An 18,913-nucleotide genomic window follows, 5' to 3' on the forward strand; every position below is an offset into this window, starting at 1 on the left:
CGGGGGTGCCTAGTTGAGCCGCAGCTCGGCCGCGGCCCGCTGCTGGTCCGACTGATGTTTGAGGATGACACCCATCGTGGTGCGGATCGCGTCGTCGTCGAGGGTGTCCATGCCGAGGGCGAGCAGGGTACGCCCCCAGTCGATGGTCTCCGCGACGGACGGCAGCTTCTTGAGTTGCATGCCGCGCAGGACGCGGATGGTCCGCACCAACTGGTCGGCGACCGCCTCCGGCAGTTCGGGGACCCGGCTGGCGAGGATCCGCCGTTCGAGGTCGGCGTCCGGGAAGTCGAGGTGCAGGAACAGGCAGCGCCGCTTGAGCGCCTCGGACAGCTCCCGGGTGCCGTTCGAGGTGAGGACGGTGAACGGCTTGCGGGTGGCGGTGATCGTGCCCAGTTCGGGGACGGTGACCGCGAAGTCGCTGAGCACCTCGAGCAGTAGGCCCTCGATCTCGACGTCGGCCTTGTCGACCTCGTCGATCAGCAGCACGGTCGGGTCCTCGCGCCGGATCGCGGTGAGCAGCGGGCGGGACAGCAGGAACTCCTCCGCGAACACGTCCTGCCGGGTGTCCTCCCAACTGTGTTCCGCGCTGGACTGGATCCGCAGAATCTGCTTGGCGTGGTTCCACTCGTAGAGCGCCCTCGCCTCGTCGACACCCTCGTAGCACTGCAAGCGGACCAGTTCGGCGCCGGAGGTCTGCGCCACCGCCCGCGACAGTTCGGTCTTCCCGACACCGGCCGGGCCCTCGATGAGCAGCGGCTTACCCAGCCGGTCGGCGAGGAACACCGCGGTCGCGGTGCCCCTGTCGGCGAGATACCCGGTCTCGGCGAGGCGGGCGATGACGTCGTCGACGCTGCTGAACACGGGAGGGGTTGCTGGGAGCGCTCGATCCACGGTGGGAGCCTTTCGTGCAGAGGTCAGGCGGGGCGGGTGTGGCCGTCGCCCCACACCACCCACTTGGTCGAGGTGAGTTCGGGCAACCCCATCGGTCCGCGGGCGTGCAGCTTCTGGGTGGAGATCCCGATCTCGGCCCCGAACCCGAACTGCTCGCCGTCGGTGAACGCGGTGGACGCGTTGACCATCACCGCTGCGGCGTCGACGCGGGCGGTGAACTCGCGTGCCGCGGCCAGATCGGCGGTGACGATGGCCTCGGTGTGGCCGGTGCCGTAGCGGTCGATGTGCTCGACGGCCGCGTCCAGGTCGTCGACGACGGCGAGCGCGACATCGAGGGTCAGGTACTCCTCGGACCAGTCGGCGTCGGTGGCTGGGACGAGGCCCGGCAGGTCCCCGTGCACGGTGACGCTGTTGCTCTGCAGCACCTGCAGCAGCCGCGGGACCGCGACGTCGGCGATCGCCGCGTCGACGAGGATCGTCTCGGCGGTGTTGCAGACGCTGGGCCGCCGCGTCTTGGCGTTGATGACGATCCGCTCGGCCATCTCGAGGTCCGCGGCCGCGTGCAGGTAGACGTGGCAGTTGCCGACACCGGTCTCGATGGTGGGCACGGTGGCGTCCCGGACGACGGCGCCGATCAGGCCGGCGCCGCCGCGTGGGATGACGACGTCGACGAGACCGCGGGCCTGGATCAGGTGGGTGACCGAGGAGCGGTCCTCACTCGGCAGCAGCTGCACGGCGTCGGCGGGCAAACCCTGGGCCGTCAGCGCGTCGCGGAGCACCTCGACCAGCGCGGCGTTGGAATTCTTCGCCGACGACGACCCGCGCAGCAGCGCCGCGTTGCCGGACTTGAGGGCCAGCCCGAACGCGTCGACGGTGACGTTGGGCCGGGCCTCGTAGACCATGCCGACCACGCCGAGCGGCACCCGCAGCTGCCGGATCTCGAGTCCGTTGGGGAGGGTGCTGCCGCGCACGACCTCCCCCACCGGGTCGGCGAGGCCCGCGACCTGACGGAGCCCGGACGCGATGCCGTCGATCCGGTCGGCGGTCAGCCGGAGCCGGTCGATCAGGGACTCCTCGGTGCCCGCGGCGCGCGCGTTCTCGACATCGGCGGCGTTCGCGACGAGCACGGTGTCGGTGGCGGCGAGCACGGCGTCGGCGGCGGCGTGCAGGGCCGCGTCCTTCTGCGCCGTGGTCAGCAGTGCCAACGCGCGGGACGCGACGCGCGCCCGACGCGCGGCCGCATGCACCGCCTCCCGGATGTCGTCGGTCACCTGCGCAGTCTCGTTCACGGCCGTCATGGGTACAGGGTAACGATCGCCCGATGCCGGGGTCGGCGGCGGCGTGCCCGGAGACCGCGGAGTTCGACACCAGCACGATCGATTGTTAGCGTTGCTTCGTTCCACGCTGGTGGCTCCGAACCATGCGCCCGTCCGACATACGGTGCACCGGAAACGGTTTCGGAGCAGTGCCGCGAGCCAGAGCCATCCGACGGGGGTCGGAGTGAGCCACAGGGCCGCGCGCCGCCGACACCCGACCAGCGCCGCCGCCGAGCGGGCGACGAAAAGATGCGTGCATCAGGTGCGTGCCCCGCTGGTGCGGCACCTGCGCCGAGGAGCGCACACACATGACCCGACAAGCCCAGATCAGCAGCAGCGAGATCGCCGCATCGACCGAGGTCACCGTCGTCGACGAGACCGCCGTCAAGCGGGCCGTCAAGGCAACGATGCTCGGCAACGCCATGGAGTGGTTCGACTTCGGCGTCTACGCCTACCTCGCCGCCACCCTCGGCAAGGTGTTCTTCCCGGAGGCCGGGGGCATCACCCAGCTGCTGTCCACGTTCGCGATCTTCGCCGCCGCCTTCATCGTGCGACCGCTCGGCGGCCTGTTCTTCGGGCCACTCGGGGACCGGATCGGCCGCAAACGGGTGCTCGCGACCACGATCATCATGATGGCGGCCAGCACGTTCGCGATCGGGTTGATCCCGAGCCATGCGTCCATCGGCGTCGCGGCCCCGGTGCTGCTGGTCCTGTTCCGGCTGCTGCAGGGCTTTTCGACCGGCGGCGAGTACGGCGGCGCCAGCACCTTCGTCGCCGAGTACGCGCCCGATCGTCGGCGCGGCTACTTCGCCAGCTTCCTCGAACTCGGCACCCTCGTCGGCTACGTCGCCGCTGCCACCCTGGTGACGCTGATCCAGGCGCTCACCACGGACGACGCGCTGGTCGACTGGGCGTGGCGGATCCCGTTCCTGATCGCGGGCCCGCTCGGCCTGATCGGGCTGTACCTGCGCCTGCGCCTGGAGGAGACACCCGCCTTCCGGGCCTTCGAGGAATCGCGCGCGGACACCACCGACCGGCCGGAGCAGGTGAGTGCGCTCGCGAAACTGCGGGAGATCGTGACAGGCAGTTGGCGCCCGATGTATTGGATGACGCACGGGTTCCTTCGAGGGCCTTCGGTTCGCAATTCTCCATCTCGCCAGGTCAACTCACCACAATCGGATCTGCAGCACGCGTGAGAGTTATCGCGTGCAACTCCTGAAATCTGTGACTTATAGCGCTAATATCGTGTCTTGTGGCGGATTCTGAAAGTCGCTTGTCGCTTGTGGCGCCGCCGTCGCAGGACACCGACTTGTCGACGGAGGCCGTGGAGTCTAAGTCGGGATTGGCTGATGTCGTCACGTTGCAGCGGCGGCGCGAGGCGCGCATGTCGGCCGAAGACGAAGGTGGCTTCTTCACCGACGCACTCGCGGAGTATCAATGGGCACGCGACGCGGCTGGACTATCGGCGCGAAGTGTGGAGTTGGCGACTCGGCCAATCATCGAGATCTGTGACTACTACGGCACGGTGCCCTGGCGCCTGTCCTCACGGGAAGTCGACCGCTACTTTGCTGGTCCGGGAAAGCGGGCGGTGCGAACGGTACGCGCGAAGCTCGGTCACATCGACTCGTTTTATGCGTTCTTGGAGCAACGCTATGCCGGTGAGATCGCGCGACGGTTCGGCGCTGCGGTGGATTCACCGGTCGACCAGTTCAACAAACCTGTGCACCGCGGGGATTTTGGTCTCCGAGTGCCACCGTCACAACGGGCGATGGCGGAGTTCTTCTCGACATGGCGCGCGGACCTGCCGAATTCCCGCAAGTACGCAGTGGCATCCCGTGACTACGTGATGGCCAAGATCGCCTATCTTTCTGGGGTTCGAGCTGCGGAACTGGTGGGTGTTCGGATCGGGGATGTCCATTGGGAGCACGGCCAGTGGGGGAGGTTCGTCGTGCAGGGCAAGGGTGCCCGCGGCTCCGGTCCTCGACAGCGTGAGGCGTACCTGTTCGAGGAAGGGCGCACCCTGCTGTGGTGGTACATCGAGGAAGTTCGCGGTGAGTTCGGCGACGATGCCGGGCATCCACATGCTCCCCTGTGGCCGTCGGAGCGGTTGCCGCAATCGGTGGCAGCGCTGAATCTGCCGATCGCGCCGGTGATCGTGCCGGCGACCTTCCGCCGCGCCCTCCATACTGCAGCCGCTCGGTACCTGAATGGCCCGGTCACGGATCTGTTTCCGCATCTGCTTCGGCATGCCTGCGCGACTCACAACTACGAGCGGGGAATGTCGCTATGGGAGGTTCAGAAGCTGTTGGGCCACGAATGGGCCACCACCACACTCCGGTACATGGCCACCGCCCGTGCTGACCCCGAGTACGCGAATCTCGAGGCCAGCGACCGAGCAGCTCAACGGCTGATGATGGACAAGGGGAACCTTCGATGAAATGGAATCTGCGTATGGTCGCGGCGCAGCGCGACCTGTGGCGACCGGTGCAGGTGCTGGCCGCGTTCGAGCAGGTGGGCTTCACGCCCTCACTGAGCAAGGTTGCGGCGATGTGGTCGGGCACCCCGGTCACCGTCCGTCTCGACGATCTCGACAAGATCTGCGCGGCTCTCGACTGCACCGTCGGCGATCTGCTCCAAGCCGAGCCACTCGCGGTGCAGGAGCCAGAGTCCCGGGCAGTGGGGGAGGTCAAACCCTCACCAGCCGCGCCGACACCGCGTGCGAGGGCCGCGCGCCCCCGGTCCCTGCCGCCGAACTAGCGGGAGCTGCGGTGGCGAAACCTCGAATCGGGCAGTGTCTTGGGTGCCTTGGCTGGGGCACCCTGACGGGTGGCACCTGCTGTGCGGCGTGCGCCAGCTGGCGCCGATTCCATCCGGGGGAAGCCGCCTGCCTGCGCTGCCGGCACCGTGGCCATCTCAACCCTGACAATCTGTGTCGCGGATGTCTGCTCGCACTACGCGCGGAGGCCGACACCGATTGGCTTCTCGGCTCAGAAGTCCCCCGAGCTCGCCAGCTGACGATGGTGTTTTCCGGCGTTGGCATGCGCAGGTCGCTCGGTGCGGCCCAACGCCTACGAAAGCCCGAGCGACAAAATGGACCTGAGCGGAGCCGCGGGCGGCGGCGGCCGCGCCGAGTATTAGACGCCTCGGATCGCGACGATCCCCGGATATGCCCACCGGCTTCCCGCGGGCAACTTCTGCTGTTCACTCCGCGCCGAGTCCTGCGCCTGTCCACGGCGTCGCGGATCCTCCACCGGCAACTCGACGGATACGAGCAAGTACTGCCAATCGCCCAGGCATATGCCGCTGACCGCGGCTACAGCAAGCCCTGGCTGCGTCAATGCCAGCAGATGCTTCGGCTTGCCCTTGCTGTCCGCGATGCAGATGGCCGCGACCTCGTAGACGAACGATCCCTCGCCGATCTGCAGTACTACGGCATCCATGTCGCGACGATTCTGAGCCGAGCAGGGTTGCTGACCCCGTCGAGATCTCTACTCACGATGCTTGGCCCCGGGCCTGCTCGACGACCGGAGCCTTCGGGGCGGTCGTGCAGCGACTGCGATACATGGTTCGCCGCCGTGACAGCCACACTCTGCCGAACGTGTAGACACTGGCGACGCGATAACGGTCGCATCGTCGGAGCATGTTCCCGCTGTAAACGGAAGGCGGTGCCACTCAGTGCTGACGGTTCAGCACGGTGCCGTTCCTGCATCGCGCACATCACCACCGAAGAACTGACCGCTAATGCCAACGCACTGGGCCAGTTGCGAATTGGGCTCGCAGCGCAGGGCGCCGCACCGGGGACACGCCCCTCACCCCAGTCGCTCACTGCTCAAGATTCGAGGATCCGACCCATATCCGAGCACATCGTCGACCCGTGGCAGGAGCCCCTGTTCGACAATTGGAGGGACTGGACGCGGATCGCGAGCCTTACCCACGGTGAGCTTCCTTGTCTGGCCCCGTCTGCGCGCCACCTCATGAACGAACTCGATGGACAGGCCGATCTGCAGCGGTGGAGTGTCCATCCGGCCCGTAAAGCGATGTCGACACTGAGGGTGTTGCTGAACTGGCTCGGCGCGGATGCGCCCATCCACGAGCGCGACATCCGTGCACTTGTTAAGGCGAACCCCACTCGATTCAGCGGGAGGCGTGTCATCCAGTTTCGCGAAGCCCGTGGCCATCTCGTTCCGGACCCCGAGTACCGCGGCGACATCCACGAACGGGCGCTCACGTGCATGCTCGAGCAATTGCCACATCGTGTGGCAGAAGAGTTGGCTGTGTGGGTTCGCGTCGAACGTGGCGCGGGGCACCGTCGCAGACGCAGAACCCGTAGCTTTCATAGTATCCGCCGCTATCTGACAGTCCTCATGCCCACTCTCGACGGGTGGACGCAACGCATCGAAAGCCTACGTGAGATCACAGCTGACGACATCACTGCCGCCATTGCCACCCGCAGGGGAAACCCGGCCAGATCGATCCATATCGTGCTGCGCAACGTGTTTCGAGCACTTCAGCAGGAACGAGTCATCTTCCGCGACCCGACCCGCGGCCTAGTGTTCCCCGGCATCGTCCGTGTTCCCGCCGCCGTACCGTCCGATCGCCTCCGCGGAATCCTTGACCGCACTGATGACGATCTTCGACGGTTGGTGATCGTCCTCGTCGGGATACACGCTCTGCGCGGCGTCGAGATCCGTAGCCTATTGCTCGCCGATCTAGATCTTGCCCGGGGGCGGTTGACTGTCCGTCGACCGGGGCGGCGGCATACATTGTGGCTCGACACGCTGACCCACCAGCTCGCCGCTCAGTGGCTCGTCGAGCGGCACCGGCGGTGGCCGGTCAGCGCAAACCCGCACCTTTTGATCAACCAGCAGACCGCCCTCAATACCGGTCATCCGAGTATCAGTCAATCGAGCATCACGAAGGCATTCAATCCCCATGACCTGACGATGGAGCATGTCCGTCAGGACCGAATCCTGAACGAAGCTCAACACAGTGCAGACCCCCTACATCTGATCCGACTGTTCGGAATCAGCGACGAGACCGCGATGCGCTACATCACCGCAGCCCACCCCGAACGCACTTCAGCGCTGCCTCGCTAAGCCGCTGCCTCGGAGGATCCGATACCTGGCGAAAATTGGCGGACGGAAGTTGACGCCGCAGGGGCTGTATATGGGTGTAGCCGACTGGCAGAGAACGCTATTCGAGTAGTCGACATTCGGTCGGGTTGAGGGCGGTTCGTCACTGACCGTGGTCGCCGAGGGCGTAGCGGTTCCAGGTGCCGCCTGCCTGGGCGAGGTGCCGGCGGGCGGTGGTGTAGTGGATGCCGAGGGACTCGGCGACCACTGGGGCGGGTGCTTGGAGCACTGGGCCGTGTTTCGAAAGTGGGTCCACCGGCGGGAACCACACCAGGCTGTCGTGTCGTGGTCGAAGGCTCCAAAGGTCGGGTCGCGGATGATGAACGCGCGGTCAGAGTCGATCGCACAGATGCCGGCGTTCAGAGACTCGTGTCGGCGTGTCCGTCTCGGCAGTGGTCGTCGTATCGTGCAGTGATGGATCGTCAGTTGCCCGAGGGATTGTCCTTGCTTGTCCGTACCGACTTTTCGGATGATGCCCTGTGGCAGGAGGTGTTGCGCTCGACCGTCGACGAGGATGAAGACGAGGACGAGTACTACCCGCAGTTCACGGTGGTCGACGATCCGCAGTTCGATGGCCTGACCATCGACGGGCTGTTGAAAGTGGCTCGGCCGGACCAGTTCTATGTTTTTGTGGCGGACAGTCGAACGATGACCGATCCGGAGCATCCGCTGCTGGTGGTGGACACTGGCAGGGAGTCGACGGGGCACCTTCGCGGTCAACATGTGCGGGTGACGCAGCCGGTGATCGAGGCTGTGGAGTCGAATCTGTCCATCGCGAACATGGACTTCGTCGACTTCGTTCAGGCCGCGGAAGCCGACGGCGTGTACCGCGGCGCGGATCTCCGGGCGAAACAGCCCGAGGTGCAGAGCGTTGCGCTCTCGGTGGTACGGGATGCTGTTGCCCGCCAGAGCGGCGATCCGCTCTTCGCGCGTCTTCTGCACGATATCGACTCCGGTGAAATCAGTGGGACGACAATCCCTGTCACTCTGGATTTCGATATGGACACGTATCGGGAGAATACGCGCAAGCCTATCGATGTCGACGTGTGGCGAGCCGAGGGGAAGGAAGAGTTTCTTCAGGCGATCAGCGAGGTGCCGCGTGCGTCGACCTTTCGGCTGACGGCGTACGGACGCTTCATCTGGGACGTCGTCGCCGATCCGGCCACGTTGGAGCCGGTCGCTGCGTACAAGATGGTCAGGACGGTTGATTCGGAGTGAGCGCCGGTGGTTGGGCGGGTCTTGCCCAACCACCGGTCGTGTCGGTCAGGAGATGGCGAACTCACCGATGACGGTCGTACCGTCCGTGTCGTAGAGCGGGACCGTTCGCGCACCGGGATCGGTGGCCAGGGCCTGCTCGGGGGTTGCCGCGGGTCCGCCGAGTGCATCCTTATGGATGTACCCGATTTCGCCGTTCGTGCCGATCGCGGCGATCAGGTCGGGAAGGTCTGCGTCGGAATCGATTCCTTCGCCGGATCCGAACGACTGCCCCCGATTGTTGGTTCCGGTTTCGATGTCGATGGTCTCGGCGACCTGGGCGCGGGCACTGAGCGGTGCAGGAACGTCGAAGTACAGCGGGTCGGTCGGGAAGGTGACGTACTCCTTGTAAGTGCTGACACCGTCCCACGCGGCGACGAATCCGTGGCTGTTGTACCACCCGGTTCCGCACACCGCGGTGGTGCCCACCATCATCTGGGGGGCGGGGCGGACGTTGTAGCGGTAGTCGATGGCCTGGCAGAGGACGCCGCTCTTGAACAATCGGGCACGGGCGCCGAGTCCGGCGGGAGCGACGTCGTTACCGGCGACCGTCCACACCTTGGATTGGGCGACCAGGTTGGGGTCGTTGATGATCGTCGACTGGTGTAACAGCAGGTTCCCGTTGACCGGAAGCGTTGCTCCGACCCAGCCGCTGAGGGTGTCCGCCCCCGCAATGCCAGGAGCAGCGAGCAACGCTGCTCCGGCGAGCGCGCCAGCAGCCAGAGCAGATTTCAGATTGCGTCGAGTCATGTTGAACTCCTTCATGGGTTGTGGTGGGTCCGGTGGAGCCGGCTACGTCGTGCTGACGGTGAATGCATCGCCGGTCATGATTCGGTTGAGCCGGTAGAACGAGGCCATGAGATCTCCCTGCGCGGAGTTTTCAGTTTTGGGTACCCAGGCGATACTCGATGTGGCGCCGCCTTCAGCTGTCGATGCGAAGGGATACTCGTCGCACTCAGGATTGACCATGGTGGGGTCTGGCGGGCCCAGCGCTGACGTCCGCGCCGTACTGCATGCGGCTGCTCGGTTCGCGTCTCGGGTGCCTGAATCGGTGCGGTGCAGCGGGCTACCCAGCTGTCCCCGTCCCGTCGCGGACTGATCTGCTGAGATGTTCGCTGCGATATAGGGGTAGGCCGAGCTGTAGTAGGCGACGTTGGGGGTGTAGTCCGGGTTCACACATCCGGTACCGCCGTTGACCTCTTGTGCCTTGTCGCACCGCAGAGTTTGCGATGCGGCCTTGTAGGTCGGGCCCGGAGTGACCGGCTGCGCGGGTGTGTGCGACTGGTACGAGTACGTGAATTCGGTCCGATCGGTGTTGATCGTCGCCAGGGGAGCGAAGTATGGCTCCTGCACGATCTCGTTGCTCTGATCGGTCAACGGCATGCTGAAGTTCAGGATCTCCTCGTAGACGGCATCGGACGGGTGCGCGCCGACAGTGAAATCCAGGGTTCCTGGTACCGGTGTTCCCCACGTAGCGAGAGTCAAGACTTCACCGACCACCATCGACCGTTGAAGGCCATACTGGGAGTTGACGTTCAGCTGGATGTAGACACTCCACACGCCGGTGATCACCTCGGGCGCACCGGGATTGGCCTTGGTGAACTGTTCAATCCGTTCCGTGTACGTCTCGCACGAGGTGTAGCGGTGACGGTCGCAGGGCGGCAAGGTGCTCTGGATCTGTGCACGCGCCTGCTCATTGATCGGGGGACCGGGAACATGCCGCTCGTAGAGTATTGGAGCATCCGGCGCCGTGGTGGTCGGCTGCGCAACGGCTATCCCGCCGCCGGCCACCATCAACGCGGCGGTGAGCGCAACAGCTGAGCTCCACCGTGTCCGCCAGCCGGCGCCGATTCTTCGTTTGCTCAAGTGTGTCCTCCCCATCTGAATTTGGACAGACCTCACCTAGGAAATCGGAATAGCACTGAGAGCAAGGGGTTTTCGGTCCCCACCGACCCGAGCTCTCCGCGAGGTCACTGGTCACTAGCTGTGACCTTCCTGAGCTTCACGGAAAACTGCTCGATCTTCTTGAATGGGACATGCGAGTCGCGGTCAGGTTCCGGTTACAGTTCGTACCGCTCAGTAAAGAAGCCGGCGGCCGGCAGTAACCATGCACAAGGCCACGGCGATGAGTTGGAGGCAGCTGGTAGCGGCGACCGCGGCCCTAATACGGTCCTCATCGACGACTGCGGCGGACACCTGCCAGATCTTCCGGGAATGGGGCGGATCGGCCAACCGCTTCACCGAGCCCGGAAAACAGCGCGCCGATATCGCGCACTTGCTGCCCGAACTCGCTGGCATCTGATCACCAGCAGCGACGCCAATGCTGGGGCCACGAACTCGCCCGCACACCGGGGCTGGTTCTGGAACGAACGAGCGGGTTCAGCCTTCAGCTGCTACAGGATCCCGGAACCCGCGCGCTTTGTGCTGTGCATCGTGCTCGTCGCGACCTACAACATCGCGCACTACGGCCTGCTCACCTACATGCCGACCTACCTGTCGAGCACGCTCGGGTACGACGAGACACACGGTCTGCTGCTGATGATCGTGGTGATGGTCGCGATGATGGCCGTGATCACCCGGGTCGGCGCCCTCTCCGACCGGGTGGGCCGAAAGCCGCTGCTGCTCATCGGTTTCATCGGGTTCTTCACCCTGTCACTACCCGCCTATCTGCTGATCGGTCAGGGTGGCTACCTGCCGGTGATCGTCGGACTCGCGACGCTCGGTGCGCTGCTGCTGCTGTTCGTCGGCGTGTTCCCGTCGGTCCTGCCCGCACTATTTCCCACCGGGGTCCGGTACGGCGCGCTCGCGATCGCGTACAACCTCGCGGTGTCGCTGTTCGGCGGCACCACCCCGCTCGCGATCACCGCGCTCGAGGGCGCGACCGGGAGCAATCTGGTTGCGCCGATCTACATGATGGGTGCTGCACTGATCGGCGGGGTGGCGGTCCTCCTCATCCCGGAAACCGCCCGCCGCCCACTCGAGGGCTGCGCACCCGCCGTGGAGACCGAGTCCGAGGCGCGAATCATCCTGCGCCGCATCCGCACACGAACCGCACGGGCAACGTCCGGACTGCCGCGCCGTGCGGTGCCGGCCGACCACACCTGAGCGATCGCCGCGCGGAGGCACCGGCCAGGGACCTACCCTGGGCCGATGTCCCCGCGTGTGACCGTCCTCGGCAGCGTCAACATCGATCTCGTCACCACCACCCCGACCCGCCCGGCGGGCGGCGAGACGGTGCTCGGCACCGGCTTCACGACCGGCCCCGGCGGCAAGGGCGGCAACCAGGCAATCGCCGCGGCGCGCGCAGGCGCACGGGTCGCCTTCCTCGGCGCGGTGGGCACCGATGCCTTCGCCCCGCAACTCCGCGACGCGCTTGAGGCGGGCGGGGTCGATGTGACGCTGCTCCGGGAGGCGTCGGGCCCGAGCGGCGTCGCCGCGATCACCGTCGACGCCGGGGGTGAGAATTCGATCGTCGTCGTTCCCGGCGCCAACGCCGCCATGGAGGCGCTGACCGACGAGGAACTCGACCGGATCGCGGGCTCGGACGTGCTGCTGTGCCAGTTGGAGATCCCGCTGCCGACGGTCACCGCCGGCGCCGCCAACGCCCATGCCGCAGGAGTCACCGTGTTTCTGAATCCGTCACCGGCGCAGCAGCTTCCGGCTGCCCTACTCGACAACGTCGACGTCCTGATCGTCAACGAGACCGAGGCCGTCCAGCTGGGTGACGCCGCCCTGGCCCGGGTGCCGCACCTGATCACCACCCTCGGTGGTCACGGCGCCCGCTGGCGCGGACCGGACGGCGCCGCCGTGCCCGCCGCAGCGCCCGCCGTCGCCGTCGCCGACACGACCGGCGCGGGCGACGCGTTCGCGGGCACGCTCGCGGCCTGTTGGCACCTCGGGCCCGCGACGGCCCTGCGCCGCGCCGTCGCGGCAGGCGCGCTGGCGACCACCCGCCCCGGCGCGGCCGCGTCCTCCCCCACCGCCGCCGAGGTGGACGACCTGCTCGCGCGACACCCCGGCCCCAATCCGGCGCGCCAGTAGTTCGCGTGGCATAGCATCGCCCCACCGCGGCCCGAGTGAGCCAGATCACAGGTCGCCGATCGGGACGGAGCACGGATGAACCGAACAGTTGCGGGCCCCACCCTCGCGGACCTCGCGTTCCGCGCCGCCGACGCGTACGGCGACCGACCCGCCGCGCAATGGCAGGACGCGCCGGACCGGTGGGACCAGTTCAGCTACCGCGACCTCGCCGACCGGGTGACGGATTTCGGCGCGGGCCTGATCGACCGCGGCCTCGACGCTGGCGACCGGGTCGCGGTCCTGGCCACGACCCGCCCCGACTGGTCGATCGCCCACCTGGGGATCGTCGCGGCAGGCGGCGTCCACGTGTCGGTGTACCCCACCAACTCCGCCGAGGAGTGTGCGTGGGTGGTGGGCAACTCGGAGGCCCGCGGCATCGTGTGCGAGAACGCCGACCAGGTCGCACAGATCACCGCCGTCCGAGACCGGCTTCCCGCACTGGAGTGGATCGTGATCCTCGACGGTGCGGCGGAGGGCGCAACCGGGGCCGACGAGATCCGCCGCCGCGGCCGGGCCGCCGGCGCCGAGAAACTCCGCCGCCGCGCGGCCGCCGTCGAGCCTGCGGATCCCTACGTGTTCATGTACACCTCCGGGACGACCGGCCCGCCGAAGGGCTGCGTGCTCACGCACGGCAACTACCGCGCGATCATGACCGCGAACCTCACCCTCGACGAACTCGAGGGTGACACCTCCGACAAGGACATGGTCCTGTACCTGTTCCTGCCGCTCGCGCACGCGTTCGCCCTGCTGTTCCAGCTCCTCACGTTCGACCGCGGCGGCATCATCGCCTATTGGGGCGGTGACACCACCCGGATCGTCGCCGAGGTGATGCAGACCCGGCCCACCCACCTGCCCTCGGTGCCACGCGTGTTCGAGAAGGTGTACACCCTCGCGGTCGGTTCCAAGCCTGCCGAGGAACGGGACCGCATCCTCGCCGCCGCGGCGCTCGGCGTCCGGGTCCGCGACCTGGAGCAGGCCGGCGAACCGGTCCCCGACGATCTCCGGGCCGGGTTCGACGCCGCCGAGTCCGCCCTATTCCAGGGCGTGCGGGCGCTGTTCGGCGGGAACCTCGACCTGGCGATCACCGGTGCGGCCCCGATCTCGAAGGACATCCTGGAGTTCTTCTACGGCTGCGGCGTCCCGCTGATGGAGGGCTTCGGGATGACCGAGACCTCCACCGGTGCAACGGTGAACACCACCCGACACCACCGGTTCGGCACCGTCGGCCGCACGCTGCCCGGCGTCGAGGCGCGGATCGCCGACGACGGCGAACTGCTCCTCAAGGGCGCGAACATCTTCCAGGGCTACTACAAGATGGCGGACGCGTCGTTCGGCGCGATCGTCGACGGATGGCTGCACACCGGCGACCTCGCGTCGATCGACGGGGACGGCTACGTCTCGATCATCGGCCGCAAGAAGGACATCATCGTCACCTCCGGCGGCAAGAACCTGACCCCGGCGAACCTGGAGAACGACCTCAAACGGTCGCCGTGGATCAGTCAGGCCGTGATGTACGGCGACCGCCGCCCCTACCCGGTGGTGCTGGTGACCCTGGACCCGGAAACGGTGCTGCCATGGGCGCAGGCACAGGGCCTGCCGGACACGATCGCCGCCCTCGCGCAGCATCCGTCCGTCGTCGACCTCGTCCGGCAGGCGGTGGACGCCGCGAACGCGGCACTCGCACCCCCCGAACAGGTCAAGAAGTTCACCATCGCCCGCCGCGACCTGTCCCAGGAGACCGGCGAGCTGACCCCGACGCTGAAGATCAAACGGACGGTGGTCTGCGCGAACTTCGCCGCCGAGTTCGAGGCGATGTACGCGGACTGAGGCGCGAGGTCAGTCCAGCCACTCCAGCGCGGCCGCCACCAGCGCCGCAACCCCGGTGTCCAGGGTGGGGCGGATCACCGGGGCGAACCGCGGGGAGTGGTTGGACGGCAGCGGCGTTCCATCGGTTGTCTCGAATCCGCCGATGAACCAGTAGGCGAGCGGAATCCCGAGTTCGGTGGCCAGGTCGCCGACATCCTCGCTGCCCGCGACCGGGCCGATCTCGAACACCTTGTCGTCGCCGAGCAGCCCGCGCAGCGCCCCGAGCGTTCGGCCGGTCGCGTCGGGGTCGTTCACGGTGAGCGGAAAGCTGTTCAACTCGGTGATCTCCGGCCGCTTCGGTGCGCCGGACGCGTCCGCCTCGGCGTTCGCGATCCGGGTGATCCCGGCGGTGAGCTGCTCGGCGACACGGGTCTCGAACGCGCGGGTGTTGACCTTGAGCACCGCCTCGTCCGGGATGACGTTTTCCTTGGTGCCGGACTGGAACGACCCGACGGTGACCACGGCGGGGTCGGTGGGCGACACCTCCCGCGAGACCAGGGTTTGCAGCCGCAGCACCGTCGACGCACCCATCACCACCGGATCAATGGCCTGGTCGGGCATCGACCCGTGCCCACCGCGTCCGAACATCCTGATCTGCACGCTGCTGGCGGCCGCCATCGCGGTGCCCGGGCTGGCGAATACGGTGCCGACCGGGCCGGGCATCACGTGCTGTCCGAGCACCACCGACGGCGCCGGGATCACCGAGTACAGCCCGCCGTCGATCATCGCGCGGGCACCGTCGCCGAGCTCCTCCGCAGGCTGGAACAGCGCGATCAGCGTCCCCGACCAGTGTTCGCCCCCGCGGGCGAGGAGGTCGGCGGCACCGAGCAGGCAGGCGACGTGCATGTCGTGCCCGCAGGCGTGCATCACCGGCACCGTCTCCCCCGCCGCGGTCACCGCGGACGCCGTGGACGCATAGTCCAGGCCGGTGTCCTCCCGAACGGGCAGGGCGTCCATGTCCGCACGCAGCAGCACCACCGGGCCGTCCCCGCGCCGCAGGACCCCGACCACGCCGGTTCCGCCGATGCCGCCGGTCACCTGATAGCCCGACGCCGCGAGACGCTCCGCGACGAGGGCCGCGGTGCGGTGCTCGGCGTGCGACAGTTCGGGGTGCGCGTGCAGGTGCCGATACAGGTCGGCGAGATCGTCGGCGATGGCGTCGAATCCGGCGAGGACGGGATGCGCGGTCAGGTTCATCGTCCAGGCGTACCATGCCGGTTCCGCGTTCGCGCGGATCTCGCCGCCGATTCCCCAGCCGGTTCGCCCGGTCGAGCGTGTCGGTCCCGTCCGGCACGATGGACGGCATGACCTCAGCGACCACCGATCTCCGTGCCGACGCCGAAGCCCTGCTGCGGGAACTCGCGGGCCCCGCCGCCCGGCTGCGGGACGACCAGTGGCTGGCCATCGAGGCGCTGGTCGTGCACCGGCGGCGCGCCCTCGTCGTGCAGCGCACCGGCTGGGGCAAGTCCGCGGTGTACTTCATCTCCGCGAAACTGCTCCGGGCCAGGGGTCACGGCCCGACGGTGATCGTGTCGCCGCTGCTCGCGCTGATGCGCAACCAGGTCGACTCGGCGCAGCGCGCCGGGGTGCGCGCGGCGACCATCAACTCCGGGAACATGACCGAGTGGGACGAAATCCACCAGCGCATCGCGGACCGCGAGGTGGACGTGCTGCTGGTCAGCCCGGAGCGGCTGAACAACCCGGATTTCCGGGATCAGGTGCTGCCCTCGCTCGCCGCGGACGCGGGCCTGGTGGTCGTCGACGAGGCCCACTGCGTCTCCGACTGGGGCCACGACTTCCGGCCGGACTATCGCCGCATCCGCACCCTGATCGCCGAACTCGGTGACGGGATTCCGGTGCTCGCCACCACCGCGACCGCGAACGACCGGGTGGTCGCGGATGTGTCGGCGCAGCTCGGTGTCGGCGGCACCGAGACACTGGTGCTGCGCGGCGGCCTTGAGCGGGAGTCGCTGTCGCTGTCGGTGGTTCGCATCGACGAGGCGACGAAGCGTGCGGCATGGCTGGGGCAGCGCCTGAGTTCGCTGCCCGGCTCCGGGATCATCTACACCCTCACGGTGTCGGCGGCGCGGGAGCTCGCCGAGCTGCTTACCGAGCAGGGGCACGCGGTCGCGGCATACACCGGGCAAACCGAAACCGCGGAACGCGAGCAGCTCGAATCGGACCTGCTCGGCAACCGGGTCAAGGCACTGGTCGCGACGTCGGCACTCGGGATGGGCTTCGACAAGCCGGACCTCGGGTTCGTCGTGCATCTCGGCGCTCCCTCGTCGCCGATCTCGTACTACCAGCAGGTCGGCCGCGCAGGCCGGTCCACCGACCGAGCCGAGGTCGTGCTGTTGCCCGGACATGAGGACCGGCAGATCTGGAGCTACTTTGCGTCCGTGGCCTTCCCTCGCGAGCCGGTGGTGCGCCGGGTGCTTGCGGTCCTCGACCCGGAACGTCCGCAGTCGACGCAGGCGCTCGAGCCATTGGTCGAGCTGAACCGGTCCCGGCTGGAGATGGTGCTCAAGGTCCTCGACGTCGACGGGGCGGTACGCCGGGTGCGCGGCGGCTGGATCGGCACCGGCCAGCCGTGGGAGTACGACGCCCCGCGCTACGAGCGGCTCGAGCAGGCCAGGACGGCCGAGCAGCAGGCGATGATCGACTACCAGAGCACCTCGATGTGTCGGATGGAGTTTCTGCGCCGCCAACTCGACGACCCGCTGCTCACCGACGCACCCGCGCCGTGCGGACGCTGCGACACGTGCACCGGGGCCACCGTCGACACCAGCGTGGATGACGACGCGGTCACCCGGACGCGGGCCCGTCTCGACCGACCCGGAGTCGACCTCGCGCCCCGCAAGCAGTGGCCCACCGGTCTGTCGAAACTGGGAATCTCGTTGTCCGGGAAGATCACCGACGGACCGGAGACCGGGCGGGTGATTGGCAGGCTCTCCGACCTCGGCTGGGGCCCGCGGTTGCGTTCGCTGCTCGACGCGCCCGACGGCCCGATCCCGGACGCCGTCGTCGACGCCGCGATCCGGGTCCTCGCCGCCTGGGACTGGGAGGTGCGTCCGGCGTCGGTGGTCGCGCTCGAGTCCGAGACCCGGCCGCAGCTGGTGGCGTCGCTCGCGTCCCGGCTCGCCGAGGTCGGCCGGTTGACCGACCTGGGCGTCCTGCACCGCACCCCCGGCCACCCGCCGGTGTCGGCGGCGAACTCGGCGTATCGGGTCGCCGGGCTGGTGGGCGGATGGACCGCGCCGGACCTGGCCGCGGTGGAGGGGCCGATCCTCCTGGTCTCTGATGTCACCGACACGGGGTGGACCCTGACGGTTGCGGCACGGGAACTGCGGTCCGCCGGGGCCGACGGGGTCCTCCCGTTCGCACTCGCGTGCGTGAGCTGAATCCGCGTTCGCGGGCAATGGATATCGCCGGAAACCACCCCGGCGATACAGCAATGTGACACACCTCACAACCACTGTCTCACCTGCATCGAAACAGTCGTGTCGCAACCGGTCTCGAACGAAGGAGGTGAAACCGTCACGCTCCCGTTGTTACGTTCGGATTGCATATGAGCCCAGCAACGGAGAGCAGTACCCCAACCCTGTCACCTCAGCCGCCGACACCGATGGACGTCCCGAGGCACGAGACGGTCGCCTGCCGCAGGCCGACGATCGCGGACGGAACCAGGATGTGGGAGATCGCCCGCGACTCGCGCGTGCTCGACCTCAACTCCAGCTATGCGTACCTCATGTGGTGTCGGGACTTCCACGACACTTCCACCATCGCCGAAGTCGACGGTGACGTCGCCGGATTCGTCACCGGATTCGTCCGACCGGACGACCCGCAGACCGTGTACGTGTGGCAGGTCGCCGTCGACGAGAACGCCCGCGGACGAGGGGTCGCCGCCGCGATGCTCGGCAATCTCCTCGATCACCTCGCCCACCAGGGCGTCACCCGCCTCGAAACGACCATCAGTCCGGACAATTTCGCGTCCATCGCGTTGTTCACGGCGTTGGCCCGCAACCGCTACACCTCGATCACGAAGCGAGAACTGTTCACCCCCAGTCACTTTCCCGATACGCATGATTCCGAAGAGCTCTACGTCGTCGGGGACGAGAGCACCGAAGGAGCGCGATAGATGACCACCGCAATCAACACCAGCATTTTCACCACCCTCGAGTCCGAGGTCCGCAGCTACAGCCGGTCCTGGCCGACCGTGTTCGAGTCCGCCCGCGGAGCATGGCTGCGGGCCGAGGACGGCCGCGAGTACCTCGATTTCTTCGCAGGCGCAGGCGCACTCAACTACGGACACAACAACCCCGTCCTCAAACGCGCCCTCATCGACTACCTCGAATCCGACGGCATCACCCACGG

At 67.5% G+C, this 18,913-nt stretch carries 16 protein-coding genes and 2 pseudogenes; 11 read left to right on the forward strand and 7 right to left on the reverse strand.

All coding sequences use genetic code 11. From position 1 onward, the window contains the following. Positions 1 to 9: 9 nt before the first annotated feature. Together ACWF62_RS18895 and ACWF62_RS18900 are read right to left on the reverse strand one after the other, a co-directional pair. Complete coding sequence (locus ACWF62_RS18895) at positions 10 to 891, reverse strand: AAA family ATPase (protein ID WP_378506516.1); 882 nt, start codon at positions 889 to 891, stop codon at positions 10 to 12. A gap of 23 nt (positions 892 to 914) precedes the next feature. Further along, positions 915 to 2,189 (reverse strand): glutamate-5-semialdehyde dehydrogenase, encoded by a 1,275-nt coding sequence (locus tag ACWF62_RS18900; RefSeq protein WP_378506515.1) that lies wholly within the window; start codon positions 2,187 to 2,189, stop codon positions 915 to 917. Between the two features lie 326 nt (positions 2,190 to 2,515). On the opposite strand from ACWF62_RS18900, the pseudogene ACWF62_RS18905 reads away from it, so the two are divergent. The 3 genes and pseudogenes from ACWF62_RS18905 to ACWF62_RS18915 form a co-directional block, all read left to right on the forward strand. Continuing rightward, a pseudogene (locus ACWF62_RS18905) lies at positions 2,516 to 3,307 on the forward strand (MFS transporter); the annotation flags it as partial. A 152-nt stretch (positions 3,308 to 3,459) separates the two neighbouring features. Continuing rightward, positions 3,460 to 4,644 (forward strand): tyrosine-type recombinase/integrase, encoded by a 1,185-nt coding sequence (locus tag ACWF62_RS18910; protein WP_452630965.1) that lies wholly within the window; start codon positions 3,460 to 3,462, stop codon positions 4,642 to 4,644. Further along, entirely contained in the window at positions 4,641 to 4,964 is a 324-nt protein-coding gene (locus ACWF62_RS18915) for a helix-turn-helix domain-containing protein (RefSeq protein WP_452630967.1), read from the forward strand. Before ACWF62_RS18910 ends, ACWF62_RS18915 begins: the two co-directional genes overlap by 4 nt. A gap of 377 nt (positions 4,965 to 5,341) precedes the next feature. On the opposite strand, the gene ACWF62_RS18920 is transcribed toward ACWF62_RS18915, so the two are convergent. Then, positions 5,342 to 5,647, reverse strand: coding sequence for a hypothetical protein (locus ACWF62_RS18920; RefSeq protein WP_452630969.1), 306 nt, complete (start codon positions 5,645 to 5,647; stop codon positions 5,342 to 5,344). A gap of 534 nt (positions 5,648 to 6,181) precedes the next feature. On the opposite strand from ACWF62_RS18920, the gene ACWF62_RS18925 reads away from it, so the two are divergent. Further along, positions 6,182 to 7,303: a site-specific integrase gene (locus ACWF62_RS18925; protein ID WP_452630971.1), complete on the forward strand. Its 1,122-nt coding sequence runs from the start codon at positions 6,182 to 6,184 to the stop codon at positions 7,301 to 7,303. A 139-nt stretch (positions 7,304 to 7,442) separates the two neighbouring features. Here the strand turns inward: ACWF62_RS18925 and ACWF62_RS18930 are convergent, their stop codons facing one another. Then, positions 7,443 to 7,568, reverse strand: coding sequence for a hypothetical protein (locus ACWF62_RS18930; RefSeq protein WP_452630973.1), 126 nt, complete (start codon positions 7,566 to 7,568; stop codon positions 7,443 to 7,445). Positions 7,569 to 7,753: 185 nt separating this feature from the next. Between ACWF62_RS18930 and ACWF62_RS18935 the strand changes: the two genes are divergently transcribed. Beyond that, positions 7,754 to 8,557 (forward strand): DUF6924 domain-containing protein, encoded by an 804-nt coding sequence (locus ACWF62_RS18935; RefSeq protein WP_452630975.1) that lies wholly within the window; start codon positions 7,754 to 7,756, stop codon positions 8,555 to 8,557. Positions 8,558 to 8,602: 45 nt separating this feature from the next. Here the strand turns inward: ACWF62_RS18935 and ACWF62_RS18940 are convergent, their stop codons facing one another. Further along, positions 8,603 to 9,343, reverse strand: coding sequence for a hypothetical protein (locus ACWF62_RS18940; RefSeq protein WP_452630977.1), 741 nt, complete (start codon positions 9,341 to 9,343; stop codon positions 8,603 to 8,605). A 42-nt stretch (positions 9,344 to 9,385) separates the two neighbouring features. Continuing rightward, positions 9,386 to 10,459 (reverse strand): NucA/NucB deoxyribonuclease domain-containing protein, encoded by a 1,074-nt coding sequence (locus tag ACWF62_RS18945; RefSeq protein WP_452630979.1) that lies wholly within the window; start codon positions 10,457 to 10,459, stop codon positions 9,386 to 9,388. A 429-nt stretch (positions 10,460 to 10,888) separates the two neighbouring features. Here ACWF62_RS18945 and ACWF62_RS18950 point away from each other — a divergent pair. The 3 genes and pseudogenes from ACWF62_RS18950 to ACWF62_RS18960 form a co-directional block, all read left to right on the forward strand. Beyond that, a pseudogene (locus tag ACWF62_RS18950) lies at positions 10,889 to 11,698 on the forward strand (MFS transporter); the annotation flags it as partial. Between the two features lie 45 nt (positions 11,699 to 11,743). Next, positions 11,744 to 12,634, forward strand: a complete 891-nt coding sequence (locus ACWF62_RS18955) for a ribokinase (protein ID WP_378506513.1) — start codon at positions 11,744 to 11,746, stop codon at positions 12,632 to 12,634. Positions 12,635 to 12,709: 75 nt separating this feature from the next. Further along, the gene (locus ACWF62_RS18960; protein ID WP_378506512.1) at positions 12,710 to 14,500 is read left to right on the forward strand and encodes an AMP-dependent synthetase/ligase; all 1,791 of its coding nucleotides are present in this window, start codon (positions 12,710 to 12,712) and stop codon (positions 14,498 to 14,500) included. 9 nt (positions 14,501 to 14,509) lie between these two features. Here ACWF62_RS18960 and ACWF62_RS18965 read toward each other — a convergent pair whose 3' ends face one another. Then, positions 14,510 to 15,736: an amidohydrolase gene (locus tag ACWF62_RS18965; protein WP_378506511.1), complete on the reverse strand. Its 1,227-nt coding sequence runs from the start codon at positions 15,734 to 15,736 to the stop codon at positions 14,510 to 14,512. A gap of 107 nt (positions 15,737 to 15,843) precedes the next feature. Between ACWF62_RS18965 and ACWF62_RS18970 the strand changes: the two genes are divergently transcribed. The 3 genes from ACWF62_RS18970 to ACWF62_RS18980 form a co-directional block, all read left to right on the forward strand. Continuing rightward, entirely contained in the window at positions 15,844 to 17,940 is a 2,097-nt protein-coding gene (locus tag ACWF62_RS18970; protein ID WP_452630980.1) for a RecQ family ATP-dependent DNA helicase, read from the forward strand. Between the two features lie 167 nt (positions 17,941 to 18,107). Continuing rightward, positions 18,108 to 18,677, forward strand: coding sequence for a diaminobutyrate acetyltransferase (ectA, locus tag ACWF62_RS18975; protein ID WP_378506509.1), 570 nt, complete (start codon positions 18,108 to 18,110; stop codon positions 18,675 to 18,677). Continuing rightward, a partial coding sequence (locus ACWF62_RS18980; RefSeq protein WP_378571278.1) for an aminotransferase class III-fold pyridoxal phosphate-dependent enzyme occupies positions 18,678 to 18,913 on the forward strand: 236 nt, incomplete at its 3' end.

Source organism: Rhodococcus sp. NPDC054953 (assembly GCF_053609225.1).

Coding starts and splice junctions, on each gene's coding strand:
- ACWF62_RS18920 (WP_452630969.1), bottom strand. CDS start 5,647: ATGGATGCCGTAGTACTGCAGATCGGCGAGGGATCGTTCGTCTACGAG.
- ACWF62_RS18940 (WP_452630977.1), bottom strand. CDS start 9,343: ATGACTCGACGCAATCTGAAATCTGCTCTGGCTGCTGGCGCGCTCGCC.
- ACWF62_RS18915 (WP_452630967.1), top strand. CDS start 4,641: ATGAAATGGAATCTGCGTATGGTCGCGGCGCAGCGCGACCTGTGGCGA.
- ectA (WP_378506509.1), top strand. CDS start 18,108: ATGAGCCCAGCAACGGAGAGCAGTACCCCAACCCTGTCACCTCAGCCG.
- ACWF62_RS18955 (WP_378506513.1), top strand. CDS start 11,744: ATGTCCCCGCGTGTGACCGTCCTCGGCAGCGTCAACATCGATCTCGTC.
- ACWF62_RS18965 (WP_378506511.1), bottom strand. CDS start 15,736: ATGAACCTGACCGCGCATCCCGTCCTCGCCGGATTCGACGCCATCGCC.
- ACWF62_RS18935 (WP_452630975.1), top strand. CDS start 7,754: ATGGATCGTCAGTTGCCCGAGGGATTGTCCTTGCTTGTCCGTACCGAC.
- ACWF62_RS18970 (WP_452630980.1), top strand. CDS start 15,844: ATGACCTCAGCGACCACCGATCTCCGTGCCGACGCCGAAGCCCTGCTG.
- ACWF62_RS18960 (WP_378506512.1), top strand. CDS start 12,710: ATGAACCGAACAGTTGCGGGCCCCACCCTCGCGGACCTCGCGTTCCGC.
- ACWF62_RS18900 (WP_378506515.1), bottom strand. CDS start 2,189: ATGACGGCCGTGAACGAGACTGCGCAGGTGACCGACGACATCCGGGAG.
- ACWF62_RS18925 (WP_452630971.1), top strand. CDS start 6,182: ATGAACGAACTCGATGGACAGGCCGATCTGCAGCGGTGGAGTGTCCAT.